18 protein-coding genes and 1 riboswitch are annotated in these 15,488 nt (G+C 29.6%); of the genes, 14 read left to right on the top strand and 4 right to left on the bottom strand.

Annotation, left to right across the window (positions count from 1 at the left end):
• Window positions 1–74 precede the first annotated feature (74 nt).
• Both CKV72_RS12140 and CKV72_RS07495 read left to right on the top strand, forming a co-directional pair.
• Entirely contained in the window at window positions 75–230 is a 156-nt protein-coding gene (locus CKV72_RS12140) for a hypothetical protein (protein ID WP_157726556.1), read from the top strand.
• Window positions 231–241: 11 nt separating this feature from the next.
• The gene (locus tag CKV72_RS07495) at window positions 242–1,102 is read left to right on the top strand and encodes a GGDEF domain-containing protein (protein WP_095177910.1); all 861 of its coding nucleotides are present in this window, start codon (window positions 242–244) and stop codon (window positions 1,100–1,102) included.
• A 34-nt stretch (window positions 1,103–1,136) separates the two neighbouring features.
• Here CKV72_RS07495 and rocF read toward each other — a convergent pair whose 3' ends face one another.
• Window positions 1,137–2,033, bottom strand: a complete 897-nt coding sequence (gene rocF, locus CKV72_RS07490; RefSeq protein ID WP_089865802.1) for an arginase — start codon at window positions 2,031–2,033, stop codon at window positions 1,137–1,139.
• Window positions 2,034–2,391: 358 nt separating this feature from the next.
• On the opposite strand from rocF, the gene dhaK reads away from it, so the two are divergent.
• From dhaK to glpK, 5 genes are all read left to right on the top strand, one after another.
• Entirely contained in the window at window positions 2,392–3,390 is a 999-nt protein-coding gene (gene dhaK / locus CKV72_RS07485) for a dihydroxyacetone kinase subunit DhaK (RefSeq protein ID WP_089865799.1), read from the top strand.
• Window positions 3,391–3,428: 38 nt separating this feature from the next.
• Window positions 3,429–4,064 carry a dihydroxyacetone kinase subunit DhaL gene (gene dhaL / locus CKV72_RS07480; protein WP_089865796.1) on the top strand — a complete coding sequence of 212 codons (636 nt, stop codon included), beginning with the start codon at window positions 3,429–3,431 and terminating at the stop codon, window positions 4,062–4,064.
• A 27-nt stretch (window positions 4,065–4,091) separates the two neighbouring features.
• Window positions 4,092–4,481 carry a dihydroxyacetone kinase phosphoryl donor subunit DhaM gene (dhaM, locus tag CKV72_RS07475; RefSeq protein ID WP_089865793.1) on the top strand — a complete coding sequence of 130 codons (390 nt, stop codon included), beginning with the start codon at window positions 4,092–4,094 and terminating at the stop codon, window positions 4,479–4,481.
• Window positions 4,482–4,491: 10 nt separating this feature from the next.
• Window positions 4,492–5,064 (top strand): glycerol-3-phosphate responsive antiterminator, encoded by a 573-nt coding sequence (locus CKV72_RS07470; protein WP_095177909.1) that lies wholly within the window; start codon window positions 4,492–4,494, stop codon window positions 5,062–5,064.
• 217 nt (window positions 5,065–5,281) lie between these two features.
• Window positions 5,282–6,778, top strand: coding sequence for a glycerol kinase GlpK (gene glpK, locus CKV72_RS07465; RefSeq protein WP_089865788.1), 1,497 nt, complete (start codon window positions 5,282–5,284; stop codon window positions 6,776–6,778).
• Window positions 6,779–6,831: 53 nt separating this feature from the next.
• Here glpK and CKV72_RS07460 read toward each other — a convergent pair whose 3' ends face one another.
• On the bottom strand, window positions 6,832–7,266 hold the full coding sequence (locus CKV72_RS07460; RefSeq protein WP_089865786.1) for a SoxR reducing system RseC family protein: 435 nt from the start codon (window positions 7,264–7,266) through the stop codon (window positions 6,832–6,834).
• 1,016 nt (window positions 7,267–8,282) lie between these two features.
• On the opposite strand from CKV72_RS07460, the gene CKV72_RS07455 reads away from it, so the two are divergent.
• On the top strand, window positions 8,283–8,831 hold the full coding sequence (locus CKV72_RS07455; RefSeq protein WP_168943997.1) for a DJ-1 family glyoxalase III: 549 nt from the start codon (window positions 8,283–8,285) through the stop codon (window positions 8,829–8,831).
• Window positions 8,832–8,867: 36 nt separating this feature from the next.
• Complete coding sequence (locus tag CKV72_RS07450; RefSeq protein ID WP_089868031.1) at window positions 8,868–9,110, top strand: Fic family protein; 243 nt, start codon at window positions 8,868–8,870, stop codon at window positions 9,108–9,110.
• Between the two features lie 34 nt (window positions 9,111–9,144).
• Here CKV72_RS07450 and CKV72_RS07445 read toward each other — a convergent pair whose 3' ends face one another.
• Window positions 9,145–9,555 carry a GtrA family protein gene (locus tag CKV72_RS07445; RefSeq protein WP_095177908.1) on the bottom strand — a complete coding sequence of 137 codons (411 nt, stop codon included), beginning with the start codon at window positions 9,553–9,555 and terminating at the stop codon, window positions 9,145–9,147.
• 89 nt (window positions 9,556–9,644) lie between these two features.
• Between CKV72_RS07445 and CKV72_RS07440 the strand changes: the two genes are divergently transcribed.
• The 5 genes from CKV72_RS07440 (at window position 9,645) to thiE (ending at window position 14,339) form a co-directional block, all read left to right on the top strand.
• A complete protein-coding gene (locus CKV72_RS07440) occupies window positions 9,645–10,868 on the top strand; it encodes a M16 family metallopeptidase (RefSeq protein WP_095177907.1) in 1,224 nt (407 codons plus the stop codon).
• Between the two features lie 50 nt (window positions 10,869–10,918).
• Window positions 10,919–11,027: riboswitch (TPP riboswitch) on the top strand.
• 94 nt (window positions 11,028–11,121) lie between these two features.
• Window positions 11,122–11,622, top strand: coding sequence for an energy coupling factor transporter S component ThiW (thiW, locus tag CKV72_RS07435; RefSeq protein ID WP_095177906.1), 501 nt, complete (start codon window positions 11,122–11,124; stop codon window positions 11,620–11,622).
• Window positions 11,623–11,624: 2 nt separating this feature from the next.
• The gene (gene thiD / locus CKV72_RS07430) at window positions 11,625–12,485 is read left to right on the top strand and encodes a bifunctional hydroxymethylpyrimidine kinase/phosphomethylpyrimidine kinase (protein ID WP_095177905.1); all 861 of its coding nucleotides are present in this window, start codon (window positions 11,625–11,627) and stop codon (window positions 12,483–12,485) included.
• A 398-nt stretch (window positions 12,486–12,883) separates the two neighbouring features.
• The gene (gene thiM / locus CKV72_RS07425; RefSeq protein ID WP_095177904.1) at window positions 12,884–13,708 is read left to right on the top strand and encodes a hydroxyethylthiazole kinase; all 825 of its coding nucleotides are present in this window, start codon (window positions 12,884–12,886) and stop codon (window positions 13,706–13,708) included.
• Window positions 13,701–14,339, top strand: a complete 639-nt coding sequence (gene thiE / locus CKV72_RS07420; RefSeq protein ID WP_095177903.1) for a thiamine phosphate synthase — start codon at window positions 13,701–13,703, stop codon at window positions 14,337–14,339. The genes thiM and thiE overlap by 8 nt, the downstream gene beginning before the upstream one ends.
• A 317-nt stretch (window positions 14,340–14,656) precedes the next feature.
• Here thiE and CKV72_RS07415 read toward each other — a convergent pair whose 3' ends face one another.
• Window positions 14,657–15,475 (bottom strand): TIM barrel protein, encoded by an 819-nt coding sequence (locus CKV72_RS07415; RefSeq protein WP_089867994.1) that lies wholly within the window; start codon window positions 15,473–15,475, stop codon window positions 14,657–14,659.
• Window positions 15,476–15,488 lie beyond the last annotated feature (13 nt).

Raw genomic sequence — 15,488 nt, 5'->3', positions numbered from 1 at the left:
TACAAGTATATAGAATTAAAAAGAGAGAAAAGTTTGTAGAAACATAAGATTTAAAATCTAAGGAGTAGTAAAATATGTGTATAAAAGTTGTGCTAATTGCAATTTTAATTGCAATTATAGTTTTTTTACTTTTCTTTTTTTATATCAGAGAACTAAAAGAGCTAAAGAAAAAAAGTGATAAATTAATAAAAAATATAGAGATATATCCTCAAATATACCAGCAATTATAATTAGATTTAAAGTGGGAGAATATGGAGAAGTAAAAATTGAATATATAAGCTCTTCTTGTAAAAAAATATTAGGTATTTCTCCAGAAGATATTAGCAAAAAACCATATTCTATATTTAAAAAAATTAATTTTAATGAATTTGCAAACTATGATATGTTTATTAGTAAATTAGTAAATAGTGAAACGGATTTTCAAACAATTAAAAAAGTTATATTGAAAAATAAAACTAAATGGTTTCAATTTGACTTAACCTTAAAAAAAATCGGTAAGGAAAAAATATGGGATGGAATTATAATAGACGTAACAAATCAAAAAAAATCTGAAGAAGAAATACGAGAATTAAATGAGGAATTAAGGGAACTTAGCATGAAACTACATAGAATGTCCTATTTAGATTCATTAACTGGTATGTATAATAGAAGAAAAATCATGCAAGTTGGAAATAGTTTGATTTTAAGATCTAGAATCTATATGACTCCATATTTTGTGGCAATGATGGATATTGATGATTTTAAAAGTATAAATGATACATATGGACATGCAATAGGGGATAAAGTGCTATCAAATATAGCTGAAACTTGTATGAAAATTTTAAAAGGTATGGGTAAATTTGGACGGCTAGGAGGAGAAGAGTTTATATTTATTATAACGGAAAAGGATAGAGAAGAAGTTATAATGACCATGAACAAATTAAGAGAAGCTATAAGTATGCAGTCAATAAAAACAAATAAGGGAGATATAAAAATAACTGTGAGCATAGGAGTATCTAATTTAAAAACACAAAAAGAAACCTTAGAAGAAATTGTGGAAAGATCAGATCAGGCTTTGTATTTAGCAAAAAAAAGTGGAAAAAATAAAGTTGTTAGCATTTAAATTAAAAGCTAACAACTTTTTTAGTTATAAAATTTTATTTTATATACTTAAAACACCAGTCCAATAGTTCAATACATAAATCAGATGTACTATCATCCTTATCTAATTTAGGATTTAACTCAACAAAGTCCATAGACTTAATTAGTTTGCTTTCACCTAAGTGTTTTAACAATGTTTTTGCTTCTCCTGTGGAAAGTCCATCTTTTACAGGAGTACCTGTACCGGGAACAAAGTCTGAATCTATACAATCTATATCAAAACTTAAATGTACAGCATCAATTCCCTGAGCATCCAGTTTAGAAAGAATATCCTCCATGATATTGAATATTCCTTTGTATTTAATATCCTCAGTAGAATACACATTTAATTTTTTCTCTTCTATTAGCTCACATTCACCCTCATCTAAATCCCTAGCACCTATTATAAATACATTCTCAGGTTTAACTTTAGTACCGTGAAAATAAAGATTTGTTAAGTCTTCATATCCAACACCCATAGCAGCTGCAAGAGGCATGCCATGCACATTGCCAGTAAGAGTAGTTAAATAGGAGTTTATATCTCCATGAGCATCTACCCATATTACCGCAAAATTTTTATAGTATTTACTAACACCAGAAATACTTCCAAGAGCTAATGAATGATCTCCACCTAATATAAGAGGGAAACTTTTAGAACTCAGAGAAGAATACACCTCTTGAGCCAAATTGGTATTTACCTGAATTATAGGTTTTAAATATTTCATCTTTGGATGATAAGAATATTTGTTCACCGAATTTTCTTCAGGAACATATAAATCACCAAAGTCATATACCTTATGGTATTTACTTAAAACCTCCACTACATTTTTTTCTCTTAATTTTTTAGGACCAAATTCTACTCCTTCTATATCAGAACCGTAGAATAGTGGAACACCAATTAAATTAATATTCATATAAGTACCCCCTCTCGCCATGTTAACAAGGTTTTTTATAAAATTATTTTTTTAGTACGATAAAAGATTATATAACATATTAAGAAAATATATAAGGTGTTTTTTAATATACGTATAATTAAAAATATTCTAACATTAATAAGTATTTGCAAATATATATAATATTTATTAAAGTATACAACAATTCTAGTTAATAGTTAATTTATAAAAAAAAAAGAAGTTGTTAATTATATAACAATTTGGAATATTGAGAAGAATAAAATTATTTTAGTAATATACTATTCTAAAACCATATAATATGTTATATAATAAACTTAAAGGAAAACAGGATACACTAAAGAAAGGGGATTGATTAAATATGAAAAAACTTATAAATAACGTGGATTACGTTGTAGAGGATATGTTAGATGGAATGGTAAAAGCTTATTCAAATAAGATCAGGAAATTAGATGTTGGAAATATAGTTGTAAGAAAAGAATCACCAATAAAAAATAAAGTAGCAATTGTAAGCGGTGGAGGAAGTGGCCATGAACCTGCTCATGGTGGATATGTAGGAAAAGGAATGTTAGATGCAGCTGTAGCAGGGGCTGTATTTACATCACCAACACCTGATCAAGTTTTTGAAGCTATAAAAGCAGTAGATGGGGGCAGTGGTGTATTATTAGTTATAAAAAACTATAGTGGAGATGTAATGAATTTTGAAATGGCAAAAGACATGGCAGAAATGGAAGGGATACAAGTAGAATCCGTTATAGTAAATGATGATGTGGCTGTAGAGGATAGTACTTATACTACTGGAAGAAGGGGAATTGCAGGAACTGTATTTATACACAAGATAGCAGGTGCTAAAGCAGAAACTGGAGCTTCTTTAGAAGAAGTAAAGGCTGTAGCAGAAAAAGTTATTTCAAATGTAAAAAGTATGGGAATGGCTCTTACACCTTGTATTGTACCTGCAGCAGGAAAGCCTAGTTTTACTTTAGCTGAAAATGAAATGGAAATAGGAATAGGTATTCATGGAGAACCAGGAACTCACAGAGAGGAATTAAAATCTGCGGATGATGTTACAGAACATTTAGTTAATAAAATCCTAGATGATATAACAATAGAGAAGGGTGAAGAAGTAGCAGTTATGGTAAATGGATTAGGATCCACACCATTAATGGAACTATTTATTGTAAATAAAAAGGTTCATGAAATATTAGAGAACAGAGGTATAAAAGTATATGAAACTTTTGTAGGAGAATATATGACTTCTCTTGAAATGGCAGGATGTTCAGTAACCTTATTAAAATTAGATGAAGAACTAAAAGAACTATTAGATGCTACAGCGGATACTCCAGCTATGAAAGTGTTATAATACAAATAAAGTTAAACTTATATATAGGAGGGCGTATAATGTCGCTAAAATTAAAAGATGTAGAAGAATTAGTTAAAAATATAGGAAAAATTATGGAAGAAAATAAGGAGTTCTTAACAGAATTAGATTTAGCCATTGGAGATGGTGACCATGGAATAAATATGAATAAAGGATTTAAGGCTGTAACTGATAAATTAGAAAATACATCTATAAATACCATACAGGACATATTTAAAAACACAGCAATGGCGCTAATATCTAATGTAGGTGGAGCTTCTGGCCCATTATATGGTACTATATTTATGAAAGCAAGTAGCGTAGTAGGAGGAAAAGAGGAACTCAATATAGAGGATTTTGAAAAAATATTAGAAGCTTCTCTTGAAGGGGTTAAAGCTAGAGGAAAAGCTCAAAAGGGAGATAAAACTATGATAGATGCAATTGAGCCTTCCTTAGAAGCTTTAAAAACTGGAATAAAAGAAGGATTGAATACAAAAAAAATATTGGAAAACATGAAAAATGAAGCCTTAAACGGTGTAAACTACACTAAAGATATAATAGCAAGAAAAGGAAGAGCTAGCTATTTAGGAGAAAGAAGCATAGGTCATCAAGATCCCGGTGCTACATCAAGTTATTTAATTTTAAATGAAATATACAAATATATATGTGAAAAATAAATTTGACAAACAATAGGAGGGATTTGCATGGTAGGAATGGTAATAGTATCCCATAGTAACAAAGTAGCAGAAGGAGTTAAAGAATTGTCCTTACAAATGGCTCCAGATGTGCCTATAGCCTCAGCAGGTGGAACAAAAGATGGAAGAATAGGAACAGATATAGATTTAATACTAAGGGCTATCGATAAGGTTTATTCAGATGAAGGGGTCATTATACTATTTGATCTAGGAAGTGCCCTTATGAATGCTGAAATGGCTTTAGAATTTTTACCAGAAGATAGAAGGGAAAAAGTAGAGATTGTAGATACTGCCTTAGTAGAGGGTGCTATAACTGCAGCAGTAGAAATTAGTATGGAAAAAAATATGAAAGATATAATAAAAGAAATTGAGGTAATGAAATTAGGAAAAAAAGCTTAAGGAGTAGTTTATGGAAAGTATAGAGAAAATGCTTATAGAGAATCCTATAATAGCAGCTATAAGAAATGATGAGGATTTAGAAGCTGCCATATTAAGTGAAGCTAAAATAGTTTTTGTATTATACGGAAATATTATGAATATAGGATATATATGTGATAAAATTAGAAAAAAAAATAAAATTGTATTTGTACATGTAGATTTAATAGAAGGATTAAAAGGAGATAATCGAGGTTTAGAATATATAAAAGAAATAGCAAAGCCAGAAGGTATAATTACTACTAAAATAAGTTGCATAAAACATGGTAAACATTTAGGACTTTATACTATACAAAGAGTTTTTGTAGTGGATTCTTTATTCTTAAAAACTGGTGTAAAAAATATACATGAAATATCACCGCATGCTATAGAAGTTATGCCAGGAATTTCAATTAAAGCTATAGGTAAAAAAGAAAATATTGAAGGGGAAATAAAAATGCCCATAATATCAGGAGGATTGATTAAAACAAAAAAAGATGTTATGGATTGTTTATCCTCAGGAGCCATTGCAGTATCTACAAGTACAATGGAACTGTGGAATTTATAGAAAATATTGATAATTTCTATAAATTATAATATAATATATTTATATAGTAAAAATAATAAAAAGGCGGAGTATAAGAGAGCCATATTTTAAGAACACTCGTAAAGGGTTTCTTATTTATGGCTTTTTTTATATAGATAATGTAAACCTTTAATTTTAAGCTTTGAAAGTTAAAGCGAAAATTAGAGTTCACTAAAATAAAAATGGGGGGAATTGTACTATGGCAAAGTATGTAATGGCTTTAGACCAAGGAACAACTAGTTCAAGGTGTATAATATTCAATGAGAGAGGACTTATTGTAAGTGTAGCTCAAAGAGAATTCAAACAAATATATCCAAAGGCTGGTTGGGTAGAACATGATCCAATGGAAATATGGGCAACTCAATTTAGTGTAGCTACAGAAGCAATGGCAAAGGCTAATATAGATGCTACTGATATAGCTGGGATAGGAATTACAAATCAAAGGGAAACTACCATAGTATGGGACAAGAGGACAGGACTACCTGTATACAATGCTATAGTTTGGCAATGTAGAAGAACAGCTCCAATATGTGATACATTAAAGGAAAAAGGTTTAACAGAAAAAATTAGAGAGAAAACAGGACTTGTATTAGATGCTTATTTCTCAGGAACAAAAATAAAATGGATACTTGACAATGTTCAAGGAGCAAGAGAAGAAGCGGAAAAAGGAAACTTATTGTTTGGTACAGTAGATACTTGGTTAATATGGAATCTTACAAAGGGAAGAGTTCATGTAACTGATTATTCAAATGCATCAAGAACTATGATATATAATATACATGAATTAAAATGGGATGATGAACTATTAGAAATATTGGATATTCCGAAATCAATGCTTCCAGAGGTTAAGCCATCAAGTTATGTTTATGGGGAAACTAATTCTACTCTATTTGGAACATCTATTCCTATAGCAGGAGTTGCAGGAGACCAACAAGCGGCCCTATTTGGACAAATTTGTCATCAAGAGGGAACAGCTAAAAATACTTATGGAACAGGATGTTTCTTGCTTATGAATACAGGAGAAAAAGCTGTTAAGTCAGAAAATGGACTATTAACAACTATAGCTTTTGGTATTGATGGCAAAGTTGAATATGCCCTAGAAGGTAGTATATTCATAGGAGGAGCTGCTATACAATGGTTAAGAGATGAACTTAGAATGCTTAAAGACTCTCCAGAATCAGAAAAATATGCTACAGCAGTAGAAGATACAAATGGAGTATATATGGTACCAGCATTTGTAGGTCTTGGAGCACCTTATTGGGACCCATATGCAAGAGGAGCCATAGTAGGACTTACTAGAGGAGCTACAAAAGAGCACTTTATAAGAGCGACACTTGAATCCTTAGCATATCAAACCTATGATGTTTTAAATGCAATGAGAGAAGATTCAGGAATAGATTTGAAAGCTCTTAGAGTAGATGGTGGAGCTAGCGCAAATGACTTCTTAATGCAATTCCAAGCAGATATATTAGGAGTGCCTGTTCAAAGACCAGAAGTAATTGAAACTACTGCATTAGGAGCTGCATACCTTGCAGGACTTGCAGTAGGATATTGGAAAGATAAAAAAGATGTAGCTCAAAACTGGGCAATTTCTAAGACTTTTGAACCAGATATGACTGAAGAAAGAAGAAAAGAACTACTAGATGGATGGCACGAAGCTGTTAAGAGATCTATGAATTGGGCAAAAAATGAATAATAAATAATAATAAAAGAAGGGTTACAATTGCTTGTACCCCTTCTTTATTTAAATTACATTCCTAATCTATTAATTTCTTCTTCTGATAATATTTTCATCATAGTTACAGATTTAGATTGATTTTTAACATGATTATTGTTTACTATTCTCAAAATACCATAAGATACTGCAAGAAAACCTAATCCTGTAAAAGCAGCAGTTGTTTCACTTTTAGTAGTTATGTAGGCTATAGCTACACCTAAAAGCATAAGCATAAGAGGAAGGGCATAAGCAAAGAAAGTAAATTTAAAGAAAGTATTATCCTCCATATTTACAGCAACAGCATCTCCGGGCTCAGCCATTAAAGTATTATCTATATCCAATACCAATGGAGGTACTTCACATCCACCAGAACAGTTAGCACATTTATCACCACAACTAGACATTCTCTTAAAAATAATATGGGCTTTTTCACCCTCAATTTTTGTAACATAACCAACTTGATTCATAAAATCACCTCTTTTTAAATTCGATTTATCTTTTTATATTATAACACAAAATAAAAATTTTGCGTCACAAAATTTTTATAGAGGACAATTGACAGAGGACAGAGGACAGTTCAATTGACAATTGACAGAGGACAGTTCATTTGACAATTGACAGAGGACAGAGGACAGTTCAATTGACAATTGACAGAGGACATAGGACAGTTCAATTGACAATTGACAGAGGACATAGGACAATGAAGGATGATTTTATAATGTAATTAAAAATTGAAAGTTGAAAATTGAAAATGATAGATATTTTTTCTTCATTGTCATTACAAAAAAATTTTAATTTTATAGAATCTGCCCAGGTTTAAAATAAATTAACTTTTATATAATAATTTATTTTAATTACTTGCTATTAATCTAGCGACTGTGTCGCAAGCCGATAGGCCGCCGTTAATCAATGAATAATGAACAGGGAACAATGAATAATTATTGAGGATTTTTTTACTTCGTTGCAAAAAATATTTCATTATATAAATTTTTGTATTTAGCTAAAACTAAAGATTTTAAGGCGATAACCTGACTTAATTTTAATGTTCTTAAAAACTAAAGCGATGTTTAGCTTCGCTAAACCAGCCATCAATAAAAATGTCAATGTAGATATAATTGAAAATGGAAAGTCGAGAATGAAGAATTAAGGATAGTTTAGATTTGTCTAATATAAAAAAGGTTTATCTTTAGCTAAACCTAAAGATCTTATAAAATTAAAAACTTTTCGTAATGTTAATGGAGAAAAGTTGTCAATCATTTTCCACTTTCCATTCTCCATTTTCAATTCTAACTAATAAGATTAAAGATTTTCTGACGTAAGGAAGAAAATCATCCTTCATTGTCCTCTGTCCTCTGTCAATTGTCAAATGAACTGTCCTCTGTTAAAAAAATTACATCGTAATTTTTTTATTTTACGTGTTGTTTCTAATTAATTATACTATATATAATACTTAAAAATACAAAATGATGTGGAGGTAATAAATGTGAAAAAAATAGTTGTAATGTTAGCAAAGGGTTTTGAGGAAATCGAAGCATTAACAGTAGTGGATGTTTTAAGAAGAGTTGGAGTTGATTGTAAAACTTGTTCTATAAGTGAGGAAAAAATGGTAAAAGGAACTCATAATGTATATGTAAAGGCTGATATACTTTTAAAAGACTTTAAGGAGTATGATTTTTCAGGCATAGTGCTACCAGGTGGTATGCCAGGAGCTGCTAATTTAAGAGATAATAAACAGGTTATAGAAATAATAAAACAATTTAACAAAGAAAATAAATTAATAGCAGCTATTTGTGCAGCACCTATAATATTAAAAGAAGCAGATATTATAGAAAATAAGAACATAACTTCCTATCCAGGGTTTGAAGAAGAATTAAAAGGAGCTAATTATAAAGAAGATAGAGTGGTTCAACATGATAATATAATAACCAGTAGGGGACCTTCTACAGCTTTAGATTTTGCTTTTAAAATATTAGAAAATATAATAGATACAAAAGAATTACAGGAATTAAAAGAATCTATGTTGTATGAATAAAGTTCAATAGAAGGAACACAGGTAACTTTAGATGATATGCTAGAGTATGGAGCTGATGAAAACAAAAAAACAGATGATATTCAGGAAGTATTAAATTATTCTGAGGCACTAAGAATTGGCGAGAATTTAATAGGAAGAATACCTATATCAACAAGATTAATTAAAGAAATGCATAAAATATTATTATCTGGAGAAGTAAGAGGAAAAAATAGAAATCCAGGAGAGTTTAAAGGAAATCAAAATATAAAAGAAATAAAAAATATTATTTCTATGACTTAATAAATATTTTAAGACAATAATAGCAATATAATAATTAGGCAACTTTTTTAAATATATATAATTTATTTATAAGAAAGCTTCCTATTCCAGTAATAATAGAAGCTGTTAAAGCACATATATTTGACCATAGTAAATCAGATATACCTAAGATATTATAAATAGACATTATAGATAAAATAATTGAATTTATTATAGCCGCTATACCTAAAACAGAGGCAAATTTTAAAAAAGAGCCCTCTGTTTTAAAGGTATATTTTTTATTCCAATAGTATCCATTTAATGAATAAAAAATAAAGGATATAAATTTAAATAGAATATTAGCCGCACCTTTATAGATACCCGTTACCATCCAAAGCATATTTAGAATACAAAAGTCTATAACAACATTAGAGCTGCCTATTAGAGCATATAAAATAAATTGTTTTATATTATCCTTTAAATTCATATTATCACCCTAAGTTAATTATATAATATAATATATTTTATGTGAGATGTTTTACAGAAATTAAAAAATATTTAATGTAGGTGATAAAAATGCAAGATATAATATTGAAAAATGGAACTAAGCTTATATATAAAAAAATAAGTGGTCATATAACTTCCTTTTGCATAGGATTTGATGCAGGAGCAATAAGGGAAGAAGGCTTTCCTTATGGAACAGCTCATGTAGTGGAACATATGGTATTTAAAGAAACAAAAAATAGAAAAGAGCAAGAAATAAATTTATTATGTGATGAAATATTTGGTTTTCAAAATGCTATGACAAATTACCCTTATGTAATATATTATGGAACCACTTTATCAGAAGAATTTCATAAGGGAATAGAAGTATTTTTAGACATAGTATTAAATGCAACTTTAAAAGAAAAAGGATTTAGGGAAGAAATGGATATAATTAAACAGGAATTAAAGGACTGGAAAGATGATAATGACCAATATTGTGAAGATGAACTTTTTTATAATGCCTTTGAAAATAGAAGAATAAAAGAGCTTATTATAGGAAATGAAAACAGTTTAAACTCCATAACTTTAAATCAGATAAAAGCTTTTTATAATAAATTTTATAAATTAAACAATATGACAATATCTGTGGTTTCTTCTTTAGAATTTGAGAAGGTAAAGAAAATTATAGAAAAATATTTAATAAAGGAAGAAGAAAAAACTAATATAGAAAAAGTTAATGAAAATTATCTATATGAGCTAAATAATCCAGGAATATTTGTAAAAATAAAACAAGGTATAGAAGGTGCAAAAATACAATATGCTTACCCTATACACATGTTAAAAAGTAAAGAAATAAAGGCAATGGATATATTTAATTTTTATTTTGGAGAAGGTACGAGTAGTATTTTATACCATACAATAAGAACAGAAAATTCCCTAGCTTATGATATTGGAAGTTTTATAAAAAATGAAAAGGGAATAAAGCTATTTTGTATACAATTATCTGTACATAAAGACAATGTAAATAAAGCAATAGCCCTTATAAATAAGGCAATAGAAGAAGTTAAAGATGATAAAAATTATTTTAAACAGGATAAAATAAAAAAAGCAATTAAAGGAATTAAACTAAAACAGGAATTAAGATGGGAAAGATCTGTACAGCTGGCAAAGGATTTAACTTGTCATGAAATAATGTATAATGATTATAAAGGAGTATTTCCAAATAAAGAGGACTACAAAGATATAGATGGATACTACATAAATAACATCATAAAAAGGATTTTAAATAATCCTAGTATACAAATAATTCAGTAGTCACACTTGACTGTTAAAAAATGCTGTAGTATCATTTAGGTAACAATAGAATAAAATTTCAGGGGAGCTGGATAATGCCAGCTGAGAGTAAGAACTGGATTCTTAGACCCTTTACCTGATCTGGATAATGCCAGCGTAGGGAGAATGGTTTACTATATATTTTATATTTATATAGTTCTACTATTTGAATGCAAAAGTGCAGACTTACGTTGTCTGTGCTTTTATTTTTTATAAAAATATGGAGGAGTATAATATGAATACTAAAAAATTAACATTTTCAGCGTTACTAGTAGCTTTAGGAGCTTTCTTAGGAAATTTAATATTTATACCTATAGGAGCAGCTAAATGTTTTCCAGTACAACATGCAATAAATGTCATATCTGCAGTAATATTAGGGCCTTTTTATAGTGTATCTATAGCATTTTGTATATCTTTTTTAAGAAATATAGTTGGAACAGGTTCTTTATTAGCTTTTCCTGGAAGCATGATAGGGGCAGCTATTGCAGGTGTTTTGTATAAAAAAACAGGAAAAGAATTTTTAGCAGTTTTAGGAGAAATCATTGGAACAGGTTTAATAGGAGGATTACTAGCTTTCCCTATGGCAAAATTCATAATGGGAAAAGAAGTTGCAGGTTTATTTTTTATAGTGCCTTTTTCCATAAGTAGTGTAGGGGGAAGTATTATAGGATATACTATAATAAAATTAATTGGAGAAAAAATACTTAATAAGAATGAAGTTTTATGGAGGGGATAATTTTGAAAAAAGCATTAACCATTGCAGGTTCAGATAGTTCAGGAGGAGCTGGTATTCAAGCAGATATAAAGACTATGTCAGCTCATAAAGTATTTGGAATGAGTGTAATAACAGCAGTAACAGCACAAAACACCCAAGGAGTTTTTGCAGTACAGGATATAGACAAAGATATCATAGCAAAACAAATAGATGCCATATTTACAGATATAGAAGTAGATGCGGTTAAAATTGGAATGGTATCCAAAATAGAAACCATAGAAATAATAGCAGAAAAATTAAAAGAGTATAAGGCTAAAAATGTAGTAGTAGACCCTGTTATGATATCCAAAAGTGGATACGATTTATTAGCACCAGAATCTAAAAAAACTCTTATAGAAAAATTATTACCTTTAGCGGATGTAATAACTCCTAATTTACCAGAAGCAGAGGAAATAATAAAAACCTATGAAGAAGAAGGTAAAATTGAAGAGGATATAAAAAAAATAATACCTATTGATAGCAAAGAAAAAATGGAAAAAGCCGCTGAAATAATAATGAAAATGGGACCTAAAAGTGTACTTATGAAAGGTGGACACCTAGAAGGAGAAGCTATAGACATTTTATACAGTAAAGAAAAAGTCAGCTATTTCTCTTCAAAGCGTATAAATACTAAAAATACCCATGGAACAGGATGTACACTATCTTCAGCCATAGCCTCAAACTTAGCACTAGGCTACAACTTAGAAGAAAGTGTAAAAAAAGCTAAAGACTATATACAAATAGCCATAGAACATTCATTAGATATAGGAAAAGGAGTAGGACCTACAAACCACTTTTATGAACTTTATTTAGAGGACAAAGGACAGAGGACAGAGGACAATTGACAGTTTTTCTTCCTGGCGTCAGAAGAGCTTTAATCTTATTAGATATAATTGAAAATGGAAAGTGGAGAATTGAGAATGAAGGACGCTTTTCTTCGTTACACTCAGAAAAGTTTTAATTTTATTTGATTTGTTAAAGATAGTTGTATTATGGAAAACTCGTTTAGCAAGCTAAACATCGAAGGCGTTTTAGATTTAGTCAATTTATAAAAGTTTAGCTTTAGCTAAACTTTTGTAAGGTTTTATACAATTTAAAATTTTTCGTAATGTTAATGAAGAAAAATTAACCTTCATTGTCCTCTGTCCTCTGTCAATTGTCAAATGTAACAAAGCGGAGAAAAAATATCCATAATTATTCATTATTAACTGTTAGTTGTTCATTAAAAAAAGGGGGGGTTATCGTGGAAATTTATGAAAAAATATATAATAGCTTATTAAAAATAAAAGAAAAAAATCCTTTGATTCATCATATAACAAATTATGTAACGGTAAATGATTGCGCAAATATAGTATTGGCTATAGGAGCGTCGCCAGTGATGGCAGATGATATAAATGAAGTTGAGGATATGGTGTCTATAGCTTCGGCTTTGGTTATAAATATAGGAACTTTGAATCAAAAGACAGTTAAGTCCATGCTTTTGGCAGGGAAAAAATCAAATGAATTAAATATACCTGTTATTTTAGATCCAGTAGGAGTTGGAGCTACCAAATATAGAACTCATATAGCTTTGGAACTTTTAAGGGAAATAAAATTTTCAGTAATAAGAGGGAACATATCAGAGGTAAAGGTTTTATCTGGTATGGATGCATCAACAAAAGGAGTAGATGCAGAAAGTTGCGATGAAGATAATTCTATTGAAGAAAGAATTAAACTAGTTAAAAATCTTTCGGAAAAATACAATGCAGTAATTGCAATAACTGGAGAAAAGGATGTAATAGGATTTAAAAAAGATATTTACATTGTAGAAAATGGAAGTAGCATCATGTCTAAAATTACAGGAACAGGTTGTATGTGCACCTCTGTAATAGCATCTTATTGTGGAGCAGAAAAAGATTATTTACAAGCTACATTATCAGGAGTTACATCCATGGGTATCGCAGGAGAAATTGCCTATGAAAAAACTAAAAATTTAGGGCCAAGTTCCTTTAGAACAGCTTTAATAGATAGCATATATAATCTTAATGAAAATTCATTTAAAGAAAGGGGAAAGATTTATAATGGGTAATAAAAATTTAGATTGTACTCTTTATTTAGTAACAGATAGAGATGTATTAAAGGGAAGAGATTTAAAAAAGGCAGTGGAAGATGCCATATTAGGTGGAGTTACTTTAGTGCAATTAAGAGAAAAAGATATTTCATCAAAAGAATTTTATGAAATAGCAAAGGAAATAAAAAATATAACAGACAAATACAATGTACCACTAATAATAAATGACAGGGTGGATATAGCTCTAGCAGTAGATGCAGAAGGAGTGCATATAGGTCAGAAGGATTTACCGGCAGATGTTGTAAGAAAGATAATAGGAGAAGATAAAATTTTAGGGTTATCTGCAAATACTATAGAAGATGCTCTAAAAGCTCAAATGGATGGAGCAGATTATTTAGGAGTAGGAGCAATGTTTCCTACAAATAGCAAAAAAGATGCAGAAAGTACATCTATAGAAACTCTTAAAGAAATAAAAAAAACTGTGAATATTCCCGTAGTGGCAATAGGAGGAGTAAACGAAACCAATGTACAAAAACTTAAGGGAACTAATATAGATGGAATTGCAGTTATATCCGGCATACTAGGAAAAGAAGACGTTAAAAAAGCATGCGAAGAGCTTATTTTAATGAATAACTTTGGTTATAATTGAAAATGGAGAGTGGAGAATTGAGAACACTTTTTCAGAGGACATAGGACAATTGACAGAGGACAGTGAAGGACACTTTTCTTCGTTACACTCAGAAAAGTTTTAATTTTATTTTATTTGTTAAAGATAGTTGTAGCATAAAAAACTCGTTTAGCAAAGCTGAACATTGAAGGTATCTTAGATTTAATTAAGTTTAGCTTTAGCTAAACTTAAAGATCTTATAAATTTAAAATTTTTCGTAATGTTAATGAAGAAAAATTAACCTTCATTGTCCTCTGTCCTCTGTCCTCTGTCCTCGTTCATTATTCGTTATTCATTAACTATAAAGCCTTGTAGTATTCTTTAAGCAAAAGAGCGTCTTTTTCTAAAATAGGACTTTCACATATAATGCAACCTTTAATATCAAAGCTTTTGAAAGCTTTCATGCAATCTTTATAATTAAAGTCGCTTTCTAGGAAGGGAAGATGATTTCTTTCACCTTTTTCTCCATAGTTTATTCCAGATATATGTATATGCATGTCTTCTAAGGCTTCATATCCTAAATGTTTGTGCATATAATCTAAAATATTTGCAAAGTCATCATAATTTTTTAATGCACCGTTACCTCTTGCGTGCAAATGAGAGAAATCTATGCAGGGCTTGCAGTGTTTAATATCCTTGCAAAGTGCTACAATTTCCTCTAAAGAACCAAATTGAGTAGGTTTTCCTGTGGTTTCTAATCTGTAGTCCACTCCAAAGTAAGGTAGCTTTTCAAGATTTTCTTTTATAGTATTAAAAGTCTTTTCTTTTGTATCTTTTAGATAAAATCCAGGATGAAAAATTAAGCTTCTACCTTTTACCTTTTGTAATCCCTCAGCTCCTTTTATAATTCTTTCCATAGACTTTTCTTGCTTTTCTAATTCCACAGCATTTAAGTTTATAAAATAAGAACCATGAGCAGAAAGATAAATATCATTTTCTATTTTAGCATTTAAAACCTCTTCTTTATTCTTATCTGTAATATTAACAGATCTAACAAAGGGAAGTTCCATGGCATCTAAACCTATGGAATTTAAATATTCTATACCAGTTTTATAATTAAATTTTGAATTTCCATCTCCTATAGGAAGACCAGAAATTCCAAAAATCAATTTATCCAAAACAATAACAACT

Origin of the sequence: Clostridium cochlearium (genome assembly GCF_900187165.1) — a bacterium.
GTDB lineage: Bacteria > Bacillota > Clostridia > Clostridiales > Clostridiaceae > Clostridium_G > Clostridium_G cochlearium.
The sequence above is the reverse complement of the archived record's forward strand: the minus strand, read 5'-3'. Positions and strand labels throughout refer to the sequence as shown.